A 10765-nucleotide genomic window follows, 5' to 3' on the forward strand; every position below is an offset into this window, starting at 1 on the left:
GCGTGCAGATGGCCGCCCAACTGTTGCAGGAGTAATGCCAAAAAAAAGCGCCGGCCTACCGGCCGGCGCTTTTCAGAGTTTTGGGTAAGGACAAGCCTTAGTCGGGGAGGGTTTTTTTGTTAAATCAGCCGCTAGCGTAACCTCACAGGCGAAGTGGCGGTTAAACCAGCCGGCCCCCTGACTGTGGCCTTTGGTATGGAATACGATGTGTTGATTATTGGCGCGGGTAGCGCCGGACTGTCGGCGGCCCTCACGCTGGGGCGCTGCCTGCGGCGGGTGTTGGTGGCTGATGGCGGGCCGCCGCGCAACGCGGCCTCGCCCGGCGTGCATGGTTTCCTGACCCGTGACGGCATTCGGCCGGCCGAGCTGCTGCGCCTGGGCCAGGAGCAGCTGGCCCCCTACGAGACCGTGGAAGTGCAATGCCTGCACATCGATACGCTCACGCGGCAGGGCAAGGGCTTTTGCGCCACCGGCCATGGCACGGCCGATGATACGCCCATCACCGTTTCGGCCCGGCGGGTACTGCTGGCCACGGGCGTATCGGATATTCTGCCGCCGCTGCCGGGGTTCCGCGAGCTGTGGGGACGGGGCGTGCTGCACTGCCCGTACTGCCACGGCTGGGAGGTGCGCAGCCAGCCGCTGGCTGTGTATGGCCAGGGCCGCACCGTAACGGGCCTGGCCCTGCTGGTGAGCCGCTGGAGCCGCGACGTAATTGTGGTAACCAATGGCCCCGGCCACCTCACGCCCAATGCCCGCCGCCGCCTGCGCCGCGAAAAAATCGGAATTCGTGAAGAGCCCATTACCCGTCTTATTGGGGCCAAAAACGGCGAGTTGCGCTGCATTGAATTTGCCAACGGCGACCAGCTGGAGCGGGCGGCACTGTTTCTGCACGCGCCCCAGCACCAGCGCACGCCGCTGGCGGCAGACATGGGGGCCCGCCTTACCAGCAAGGGTGCGGTGTGGGTCGATTCCAAGCTGCATACGTCTATTCCCGGCCTCTACGCGGCCGGCGATACCAAGCCCGGTACCCAGCAGGCCCTGCTGGCCGCCGCCGATGGCAACCACGCCGCCATCGTCATCAACGAAAGCCTGACGCGGGAGGAATGCCCAAAATAGGGGCTTAGCTTAAAAAAACGGTCGTCCTGAGCGCAGCGAAGGACCTTATCATGGCTGAGCGGTACTCGTTCAATCGTGATAAGGTCCTTCGCTGCGCTCAGGATGACAGACTCTTAGCCTGGTAACTTACCTTGCCATGTGTGCCAGTACTACTAATGCGGCGCGAGCGCGGGTTTTCACCGTGGCCAAGGGAATGCCGAGCTGCTCGGCGGCTTCAACCTGCGTGCATCCACCGAAGTAGAGCAGGTCAATTACCTCGCGCTGTTTGGGCTTGAGCTTGAGGGTGAGCTCGCGCAGACCGATGTGCTCGGGGTTGAAGGAAGTGGGGGCCTGGGCGCGTTGCGCTCCGCCTACTTCCAGCGACTTGGTGCCGCTGTTGAAACGGTGCCGGGGGCTGCGCATGGCGTCGATGGCCTGGTTGCAGCACACCCGAACCATCCAGGTAAACAGGCGGCCGCGCGCGGCGTCGTAGCGGTCGATGCTCAGCCAGACCTTGAGCAAGCCTTCCTGCAGCACATCCTGGGCCAGCGATTCATCGCGCACCAGACGCACGATAACCGCCAGCAGGTTGCGGGAATACCGGTCGTGTAGCTCACGCAGGGCTTGCTCGTCGCGCCCTATCAGGCGCTGCACGAGAAGCTCTTCGTCCGTTGCGGGCAGCAACGTCGGAGTTGTGTTCATACAGGGGAAGGATGAAGGAGCCTGACTGGTCACCCACAATCAATCGTGGGCCGAGTCAAACGCCTGAGGGTTAGGATAAGCGGAAAGGAATAGTAGCGTATACGGGAATAAGTGGTGGGGTGAGGGGTGAGAAGAAGGTAATTATCGAATAGCCAATTGGTAATTGAACCAGAACCTACGGTACTTTCCCAAAGCCGGATTGTGCTAGCGCGGCAGTAGCGTGAGCGGCAGCCCCCAAGCAAGCCTCCAACTACAAGTTAATTCAATGATTAATATAGATTAAGCCCGGAACGATATTGCATTGGGAACAAAGCAAAAAAAGCAATGCCGGGTTTTAGCAAGCAGTTCTGCGTAAGTGCCTTGCTATTGTTGCGTTCGCATTTTCAACTGCTGCCAGCGTACTGCCGTACAGCCTTGCATACTGCTTTATCTTTATGACTCCTACGCTCATTGCCCTTCACTATTGGGCCGGCTCCGGCCGCGAATACGACGTGCTGCGCCCGCTCCTGCCCGGTGCCAACCTGCTGACCCCGGACCTGCCCGGCTTCGGCGCGCAGCCGGTGCCACCGGGCTTCGACTACTCGGTGCAGGCCTATGCCGATTGGATAGCCGCCTATATTCAGCAGCAGCAGGTGACGGATTTTACCCTCATCGGGCACAGCATGAGCGGCAAAATGGCCCTGGCCCTGGCCGCCCGGCAGCCGGAGGGCCTGCACCAGCTGGTGCTGCTCTCGCCCTCGCCCCCGGCGGGCGAGCCCATGTCTGAAACGGCCCGGGCCGCTGCGCTGGCCGCCTACGGCAAACCGAATGAAGCAGAAAAAACCTTCCGCGAAATCACTCGCCAGCCCCTTTCGGCGCTCGTGCGCGACCACGTAATTGCCGATAACCTGCGCAGTACCGAAACTGCCTGGGCCACCTGGCTGCTGAAAGGTGCCCGCGAGGACATCAGCTCCCTGATGCCGCAATTGCGTGTGCCCTGCCATCTGCTGGTGGGCGCCGGCGATACATCCATCACGCCGGCCACGCAGCAGCGCCTCACGCTGCCGCTGCTGCCGACCGGCACCTCGTTCGAAGTGGTGCCGGCCGCCGGCCACCTGCTGCCGTTGGAGGCCGCCGCCGAAGTGCGCCAGGTACTGGGCTGAACAACTGTTCAGCCCGGCACCTCAGGCCAAACCCGGCCGCCTATTCCAGCGCCCGGCTGCGGAATAGCAGGAAGCCAAGGTGCCCGTAGATGCCGAATCGCTCGGCCGGGTCGTCGTAGAAGCGGGCGTGCACGGCCAGCGGCCCCACCGGCGTCTGGAAAATGAGGCCCGTGCTGGCCGTGATGCGGGGGCGGTCGAAGCCCGACTTGCGCACGGCCACCTGCTGGTCGCCCTGCACCAGCGGCTGGGCATTGAGATGCACGTACAATTCGGTGCGCCATTCCAGCTTTTTGAGGAAGGGCTGGGTGTAGCGCAGGCCCGCGGCCGCATAGCGTGCCGAGCGGTAGGCATCCAGGAACAGGGTGCGCGAGTCGGTCAGTGGCGCAAACACCGGCGCCATGGTTTGCGACGAGCGGTAGTTGGTGAACGTGGGCTGGTTGCTGGCCATCAGCTCGCCAAAATAGCCCCAGGCGTGGCGGTCACCTTTCAGCGTGAAGTAGCGCTCCACGGTGGCCCGGAACTGGAGCCACTCGCGGTGCTGCGAGCTGCTGGCCTGCTGGGCCGTGGAGCCCGGCGTGTAGGTAGCCGCCCCCGTTACGCCGCGCAGCGTGTACACGTAGCGGTGGCCGCTGGTCGAGTACTGCTTGCGGTTCAGGGTGTTGCGGGCCAGGCGCAGGGCCCCGGTCACGCCCCGGAACACGGTGGCGTCGAGCACGTCGGAGGTGTTGATTTCCTTTGAGTTGGTGTATTCATCCTTGGTCACGAAGGTGGCCACGTCCACCAGTAGCCGGCTGCGGTAGGTGGGGCTGATGCCGAACTGCCCGCCCAGCTTGGTGTCCTGCTGCCGCACCTGGGTATTGAGCACGTTGCGGCCCAGCACGCCGCCCGTGTTCTGGAAATCCCACTGGTTGTACGTCACCTCGGGTTCGAAGAAAAACGGCAGCCGCGCCGGCACGTTGATGCGGAACGAGCCGTGCGCGCCGGTGTAGAAGCGGCCCAGGCTCACGTCGGCCGAAGTGGTGTAGAGCAGGCTGCGCAGGTAGCGATACTCCACGCCGAGGAAAATATTGTCGATGGGCCGGTTGCTGAGCACGAAGCCGATTTCGGTGCTCACGTTGTTGTTGCGCTGCGCATCGACGCTAAAAATGTAGCCCTTGCGCGCCGCGTCGTAGCGAATGCGCGGGTAGATGTTCTTGAAAAAGTCGTCCGACGCCAGCCGGTAGTAGCCCTCCTCAATGTCGTCGAGCGAATACTCCCGGCCCGAGTGCGGGAAAAAGCGCGCCGCGTACTCGTTCTGGTCGGGGCGCAGGCCGTTCACCTTCACCTCTATAAAGCGCGGCTTGGGGGCCAGGCCCTGAAACGCCAGCCGCCGCTTTTGCAGCGTCACCGAGTCGACCCGACGCGGAATACGCTGCTTAATCAGGGCCATCTCGCGCAGCGCGGCGGTGTCGCCTTCGGCAATGAAGTCTTTTACACGGTCGAAATCGCCCACGCCCAGGCCATCGAGGTTGGGCTGGATGTAGATGCCGTTTTTGCCCACGCTGCCCGTGTCGGCCACGCTCGTGCCCAGGAAGGCCACGGTGCTGGCCAGTAGGGCATCATCGTTTTTGGGGTATTTCTTGAAGGCCACATCACCCACGTTCACCCCGATAATGATATCCGGGGCGAAGGTTTTTTTCATCGTGTTGGTGGGGAAGTTGTCGTACACCGCGCCGTCGTAGTAGTACTTGCCGTCGAGGTTGCGGATGGGCCGGAACGCCAGCGGGAACGACATCGAGTTGCGAATGGCATCGGAGAGCGAGCCGCTTTTCTGCTCCACCACCTGCCGCGTAAACACTTCCGACGCCATGCAGCGGAAGGGCACAAACAGGTTGTTGAAGTTGTAATTCGCGCTGGCTCCGGCCGGGGCCAGCAAGCGCGTCAGGGCCAGGTTCAGGTTCAAATCGTTCACCAGATTGGTGCTGATGCGGGCCTGAAACGAGGAGTCGATGGCAATGCCCAGGCGCAGGGCCGAAGGCGAAGGCTCGGCCGTGAGGAAGTTGAACGTTTTGCTTTCCAGCGGCTTGCCCGAAGTCCAGCGCTGAAACTCGGGGCTGAGCACAATCTGCTCAATCTCATCGGGCGAGTAGCCGGCCGCGTACATGCCGCCAATCACCGCGCCCATGCTCGTACCCACGATGTAGTCGATGGGAATGTGGTTTTTCTCCAGCTGCCGCAGCACGCCCACGTGGGCCAGCCCCTTGGCCCCGCCGCCGCTGAGCACCAGCCCTACCTTTTGGGCCGAAACATTAAAAACAAAAAACGCCGCCAGCAAAAAAGCCAGCGGTAAGCGAGTACAGAAATGACGCATAAAGAACCAAAAATAACCAGCGCCGGAACTGCGCTGCTGCCGCTGGTACGCCGGGCCGGGCCGTGGGGTTTTTGTGGGGTGGGCCGGTAGCGGTTTTGCTTCTGTTATGGTTGGGTAAAATGCTTGTGATTAGATGTGTCAGGTAGGGGCGGGGCTTGCCCCCGCCCGGCGTTCGCACTGTGTTCACGATTCCGTGCAACGCCGGGCGGGGGCAAGCCCCGCCCCTACCTCGCCTGAGCCCGAAAATGACAATCCTTACGCCGCCTGATACCCGATGCCGCGCACGGTTTGCAGGAAATCGGGCGGGGCGAAGCGGGCCAGCGCCTTGCGCACGTTCATAATGTGCACGTCGATGTAGTTGGAGCCCTCGGAGCCCTTGCCGATGTGCGCGCCCAACTGCTCGCGGGTGAGGGGCCGGCCCCGGTGCCGCAGCAGGTGGTGCAGCAGGTCGAACTGCGAGCGGCTCAGGTCCACGGCCTGGGAGCCGTGGCGCAGGCGCCGGCCGGCCAGGTCCAGCTCAAACCCCGCCCCGAAGCTGATGCGGGGCCGGGGCCGGCCAAACCGCTGCCGGGCAATGCTGCGCAGCCGCCGCTCCAGCTCCAGCAGGGTGGTGGAGCGGGCCACGCAGTCGTCGGCCCCGGCGGCGAAGCCGCGCAGGCGGTCGTCCACCGCGTCGGTGGCCATGAGCAGGATGAATGCGGCGGCCTGGTAGTTGCGGCGCTTGGCTTCGTGCAGCAGCGTCAGGCCCTCGCCGTCGGGCAGGGTTTGGGCCAGCAGCACAAATTCGTAGTGCCGCACGGCCAGCTTGGCGGTGGCGGCGGCCAGGCTGGGGGCAAGGTCGGTGAGGTAGCCGGCGCGCTGCAAAAACCGGTGCACGGTGGCGCGGCGGCTTTCATCGGCTTCAATAATGAGAATGGCCATGTGCGGTAGTTAGAGGGCAGGGGTGGCCAGCACGCGCACCTGGGCGTGCATGCCGGGCTTGAGCAGGTGGCCGGGATTGGGCAGGGTGCAGCGCACCTTCATCACTTTGCTGTCGTGGTCGAGCTGGTGAAAAAGCTGGTCGATGCGGCCCCGCAGGGGCTGGTTGGGGTAGCTCAGGGTGGTGATTTCCACGGCCTGCCCTTTGTGCACCTGGGCCAGGTCCGACTCAAACACGTTGGCCATCACCCACACGCTGTCGAGGTTGGCCACGGTGAAGGCGGCCGGCACATGGGTCGCGTTGAAGCGCATGCCCGTCGCCAGGTTTTTCTCAATAATGTAGCCTCCTACCGGCGCTTTCAGCTCGTACTGCCCGCCCCGGGCCAGGCCGTACACGTCGAGCTGGCGGTGGTTGCGGGTGGCGGTGCCGGTGGCGCGGGCCAGTTCGGCGCGGGCTCGGAACACGTCCTGCTCGGCCCCGAGGCCGCTTTCCAGCAGCTCTTCGGTCACGGTCAGGTTCTTGCGGGCCACGGCCAGGTCGGCGGTTCCGGCGGTGCTTTGGTTTTCCAGCTCGGCTATTTCGCGGCTTTGCAGCACGGCCAGCACCTGGCCCTGGCGCACCTCATCGCCCAAATCAACCCCCACGCGCAGCACCTGCCCACCCACCCGGGGAAACACCCGCGCCGTGCGGTTGGCATCGGCCGCGATTTCGCCGCTCAGCAGCAGCTCGGGTGCCGCGGGCTCGGTGGTGGCTTTTGCTTCGGTGCTGGCTTGCTGGGGCGCGGGCTCGTCCAGGGCATCGGCTTCGGAAGAGGTGCAGGCAGTGAAGGCCAGCAGCCCGAGCATTGTGCCGAACGCGAGGATGCTGTTGCGGTAGGGGAGGCGGTTGCGGAGGGTCGCAAGCGGCTGGTTGGGTAGGGACATGGAGCGCGGCAGTTATTAAACTGCTGCAAGGCTACCGGCAAGTCATTAGAATACGATTAGAAAGGCGTGCAGTAGCGCGAATTTTATCGTTGGCGCTACCATGCGTTGCACCGCTACGCTGTGGGCAGGTGCACCAGTACGGTGGTGCCCTGGCCCAGCTGCGAGGTTAGCTCCAGCCGGCCGCCGTGCTGCTCAATGATTTTGCGGGCCAGCGGCAGGCCCACGCCGTGGCCCGTCACCGGCCGGGCATTGCCGGCCCGGAAAAACGGCTGGAATACCTGCGGCAAATCGGCTGCCGCAATGCCGATTCCTTCGTCGCGGATGCGCAGGCGCACGCCCCCGGGCTCGTATTCCAGCTCGACGGCCACGGGCCGGGGCTCCGAGTACTTCAGCGCGTTTTCGAGCAGGTTGATGAGGGCACTGTTGAGCAGGGTGCGGTTGCCGGTGAGCTCCAGCTGCTCGGGCTCGGCGGGGAGGTGGCCGGTGTGCAGGCGCAGGCGCGGGCGCTGGGCCGGGGCAATGGCGGCACAGGCCTCGGCCAGCAGCTCATCAACCCGAATGCGGGTGTTGTGCTCGGGCAGCGGGGTTTCGGCCTGGGCCAGCTCCAGCAGGTGGTTCAGCAGGGCGTTGAGCTGGGTGAGGTCGGTGAGCAGCGCGTGCAGGGCGGCGCGGTAGGCGGCGGGCTCGCGCTCGCGGGCCAGGGCCAGCTGGGCCTCGCCGATGCTGGCGGCCAGCGGCGTACGCAGCTCGTGCGAGGCATTGCGCACGAAGGCGCGCTGGCCGTCGAAGCTGCTTTCGAGGCGGTCGAGCAGGCGGTTGAAGGTGTGGGCCAGGCGCGAGAGCTCATCCTGCTCGCGGCCCGACAGGTTTTCGGCCACGCGCCGGTGCAGGTCGTGGGCCGAGATGCTTTCCATCTGGCCGTTGAGGGCCGCGATGGGGGCCAGCGCCCGCCCCGCAAATAGCCGCCCGGCCGCGTAAATCAGCAGCAGGCTCAGCACAAACACCGAAACCAGAATAGTGGCCAGGTAGCGCAGCCGGGCGTTGCCATACTGGTTTTCGGCCCCGGCCACCACCACGTACTGGCCCTGGTTGTCGCGGTAGAAAATGCCCACCGCCTCGCGCGGCCCGTCCTCGAAATACTCCTCGTGCCCCTCCTGAATGCGCGCCAGCACCTCGGGTGGCACCTCCAGGCGGGCATCCTCGCGCACGAAGCGCACCTCGCCCGTGGCATCGTACAGCTGAATGATTTCCTCGGGCAGCGTGCGCTGAAACTGTTTCTGAAACGCCTGAAACGCCGAGCTGCGCAGCTCATCCTTTTCCAGGTAGATGTAGGCCGCCACCACCGCCCGCTCGCGCAGGCGCTGCCGGAAATCGCGCCGGCTGTAGTCAGACTGCAACAAAAAAGCCGTGGTGAGCACCCCCAGCAGAATGAAGGCCACCACGCCCACAAAGAGCCAGGTCAGGCGGTTGCGGATGGTCATTTGAAGGGTTGAGTTTTGAATGTTGAGGGTTGAATAATTTTCTTCTTTACACGTCTGCGGAGTCTGTTCTAAACAGGGTGAATAACTGGTTTGAACAGGATAAGCGTATTCGGTTTGATTAAATCAGAATGGAAAAATGAATTCAACCCTCAACATTTAAAATTCAACCCTTCTTCATTCCTGCCGCAGCACGTAGCCCGCGCCCGTCACGGTATGAATAAGCTTGGTGGGAAAGCCGTGGTCCACCTTCTTGCGCAGGTAGCTCACGTACACGTCAATCACGTTGCTGCCCGCGTCGAAGGATTCGTCCCAGCCGTGCTCCGCGATTTCGCCCCGGCTCAGCACACGGCCGGGGTGGCGTAGCAGCAGCTCCAGCAGGCTGAATTCGCGGGTGGTGAGGCGCAGGGGTTGCCCGGCTCGCGTCACGGTGCGGCTGGCGGTGTCCATCAGCACATCGGCAAAGGCCAGGCGGGCACAGTGGGGCTGGGCTCCACCGCGCCGCGTGAGGGCGCCCACCCGCGCCACCAGCTCGGCAAAATCGAAGGGCTTCACCAGGTAGTCGTCGGCCCCGTTGCCGAAGCCCTGGAGCTTGTCGGTAGTAGTGCCCAGGGCCGTGAGCAGCAGCACCGGCACCCGCGCATCCTGCGTCCGGATGGCGGCCAGCACCTCCAGCCCGCTGCGGTGGGGCAGAATCACATCGAGAATAATAAGGTCGAACGGCTGCGCGAGGGCCAGCTCCTGGCCGCGCTCGCCATCGGCGGCCACGGTCACGGTCAGCTGTTCTTCCTCCAGCCCCCGCTTGATGAGGGCCGAAAGCCGGGGGTCGTCTTCAACCAGCAGAATGTTCATGCCTGCAAAGTAAGGTGGTCGGCGGCGGCCCGGGGTATGGCGGCAGAGTGTGCCGCTGCCCGGCCGCTCGCGGCCACCACCCCAGCCGCCAGCCGCGAGGCGCGCCCTTCTTATCGATTAATTCTGGGCTTAATATATTTACGCACAGCCCGCTATGCCCCGCCGCTGCTACCGGAGTCAGCGCGTCGTTAGTCCTTCCCAGTTGCGCATGAAACACTTTTCCTCGCTCATTTTAGCGGCCGTGCTCGTCCTGAGTGCTGCCACAGCCCGCGCCCAGGCCTACCGGCCGTTTCGTTTTGGCCTCGCCTACCAACTCAGCGCCAGTGCCACGCCCGGCGATACCACGCACCTGCTGCGCCTGGCCAGTGGGCAGGCCCAAGGGGCCGATTCCCTGTTTTTGTTCGATAAGCGCACCAGCCGGACCCCTGCGCAGCAGTTTGGCTGCGGCTACTATGTGCAACGAAACGATAACCTGTTCGGAGCTTCGCTGCTCCTGAAAGCCGGGGCTGAATACGTCCTCACGGCCGCCAACGGCCGCACCTTCACGCTGCGCCCCCGCGCCCCGCTGGGGCAGGTATGGGCCGCCACCACGGCCGGCCTTACGGCCCGCGTCACGGCCCGCACGCTGGGTACGGTGCTGGGGCTAGCCGATTCGCTGGCCACCATTACCCTATCCGATGGCGCTGTAATCACGCTCGGCAAGCGCCTGGGCTGGGTGAGCGGCCCGGCCCTGGGGCACTACCTCAATGCCCGGCTGCCGCCGGCTACGCTCACCCTCACGGCGCTGCCCGAGGTGGGTTTGGGCATCAATCAGCTTGGGGCTTTTGCGGTGTATGATTTTCAGCCCGGCGACGTGTTCCTGCGTCGAACCACGAACCAGTTTGCGCTGGGGCCGGGCGTGACGTGCCAAACCCAAATCTGGACACGTGACAGCATCATCAGCCGCTCCTTCAGCGCCAATGGTGACACGCTGCGCTACCAGCAGCGCACCCGCACCCTCACGCGTAATTGCTCCGGTATGCCCGTGCTGAGTGCCGCCGTGGTCCAGACGCTGCGCATTACGCGCACCACGGGCCATCTTGACCAGCCCACCGGCTCCTGGGATGGCTCGGCCTCGGCGGGCACGGGTGGGCTGGTGCACCTGCCCGCCTGGCGCACGGCCGATTATAATGGACGGCCCGTGCAGCGCCACGAACATTATATGCGGTGTAGGGCTTCCGCACCAAATATCAGGCATTTTGCAGTAGTCGCCGGAGGTACTCATTGTCGTAGGCCGCTTGCTTACGCTTGCGTTTGAGGCTGAT

At 64.2% G+C, this 10765-nt stretch carries 9 protein-coding genes; 3 read left to right on the forward strand and 6 right to left on the reverse strand.

The genetic code is table 11. The features are described 5' to 3' along the window. Positions 1-195: 195 nt before the first annotated feature. The gene (locus HBN54_RS23035) at positions 196-1116 is read left to right on the forward strand and encodes an NAD(P)/FAD-dependent oxidoreductase (RefSeq protein ID WP_210428164.1); all 921 of its coding nucleotides are present in this window, start codon (positions 196-198) and stop codon (positions 1114-1116) included. Between the two features lie 126 nt (positions 1117-1242). Here HBN54_RS23035 and HBN54_RS23040 read toward each other — a convergent pair whose 3' ends face one another. Continuing rightward, complete coding sequence (locus tag HBN54_RS23040; RefSeq protein WP_168675600.1) at positions 1243-1797, reverse strand: RNA polymerase sigma factor; 555 nt, start codon at positions 1795-1797, stop codon at positions 1243-1245. A gap of 434 nt (positions 1798-2231) precedes the next feature. Between HBN54_RS23040 and HBN54_RS23045 the strand changes: the two genes are divergently transcribed. Then, positions 2232-2939, forward strand: coding sequence for an alpha/beta fold hydrolase (locus HBN54_RS23045; protein ID WP_168675601.1), 708 nt, complete (start codon positions 2232-2234; stop codon positions 2937-2939). A 40-nt stretch (positions 2940-2979) separates the two neighbouring features. On the opposite strand, the gene HBN54_RS23050 is transcribed toward HBN54_RS23045, so the two are convergent. From HBN54_RS23050 to HBN54_RS23070, 5 genes are all read right to left on the reverse strand, one after another. Further along, positions 2980-5289 (reverse strand): patatin-like phospholipase family protein, encoded by a 2310-nt coding sequence (locus tag HBN54_RS23050; protein WP_168675602.1) that lies wholly within the window; start codon positions 5287-5289, stop codon positions 2980-2982. Positions 5290-5544: 255 nt separating this feature from the next. Further along, positions 5545-6210 carry a response regulator transcription factor gene (locus HBN54_RS23055; RefSeq protein WP_168675603.1) on the reverse strand — a complete coding sequence of 222 codons (666 nt, stop codon included), beginning with the start codon at positions 6208-6210 and terminating at the stop codon, positions 5545-5547. 9 nt (positions 6211-6219) lie between these two features. Further along, entirely contained in the window at positions 6220-7131 is a 912-nt protein-coding gene (locus HBN54_RS23060) for an efflux RND transporter periplasmic adaptor subunit (RefSeq protein ID WP_168675604.1), read from the reverse strand. A 113-nt stretch (positions 7132-7244) separates the two neighbouring features. Then, the gene (locus tag HBN54_RS23065; RefSeq protein WP_168675605.1) at positions 7245-8612 is read right to left on the reverse strand and encodes a sensor histidine kinase; all 1368 of its coding nucleotides are present in this window, start codon (positions 8610-8612) and stop codon (positions 7245-7247) included. Between the two features lie 174 nt (positions 8613-8786). Continuing rightward, positions 8787-9461, reverse strand: a complete 675-nt coding sequence (locus tag HBN54_RS23070; RefSeq protein ID WP_168675606.1) for a response regulator transcription factor — start codon at positions 9459-9461, stop codon at positions 8787-8789. A gap of 208 nt (positions 9462-9669) precedes the next feature. Here HBN54_RS23070 and HBN54_RS23075 point away from each other — a divergent pair, with 208 nt between their 5' ends. After that, complete coding sequence (locus HBN54_RS23075) at positions 9670-10758, forward strand: hypothetical protein (RefSeq protein WP_168675607.1); 1089 nt, start codon at positions 9670-9672, stop codon at positions 10756-10758. Positions 10759-10765: the final 7 nt, after the last annotated feature.

It is taken from the genome of Hymenobacter artigasi (assembly GCF_012275535.1).
Lineage (GTDB): Bacteria > Bacteroidota > Bacteroidia > Cytophagales > Hymenobacteraceae > Hymenobacter > Hymenobacter artigasi.

Coding starts and splice junctions, on each gene's coding strand:
- HBN54_RS23035 (WP_210428164.1), top strand. CDS start 196: ATGGAATACGATGTGTTGATTATTGGCGCGGGTAGCGCCGGACTGTCG.
- HBN54_RS23040 (WP_168675600.1), bottom strand. CDS start 1,797: ATGAACACAACTCCGACGTTGCTGCCCGCAACGGACGAAGAGCTTCTC.
- HBN54_RS23045 (WP_168675601.1), top strand. CDS start 2,232: ATGACTCCTACGCTCATTGCCCTTCACTATTGGGCCGGCTCCGGCCGC.
- HBN54_RS23050 (WP_168675602.1), bottom strand. CDS start 5,289: ATGCGTCATTTCTGTACTCGCTTACCGCTGGCTTTTTTGCTGGCGGCG.
- HBN54_RS23055 (WP_168675603.1), bottom strand. CDS start 6,210: ATGGCCATTCTCATTATTGAAGCCGATGAAAGCCGCCGCGCCACCGTG.
- HBN54_RS23060 (WP_168675604.1), bottom strand. CDS start 7,131: ATGTCCCTACCCAACCAGCCGCTTGCGACCCTCCGCAACCGCCTCCCC.
- HBN54_RS23065 (WP_168675605.1), bottom strand. CDS start 8,612: ATGACCATCCGCAACCGCCTGACCTGGCTCTTTGTGGGCGTGGTGGCC.
- HBN54_RS23070 (WP_168675606.1), bottom strand. CDS start 9,461: ATGAACATTCTGCTGGTTGAAGACGACCCCCGGCTTTCGGCCCTCATC.
- HBN54_RS23075 (WP_168675607.1), top strand. CDS start 9,670: ATGAAACACTTTTCCTCGCTCATTTTAGCGGCCGTGCTCGTCCTGAGT.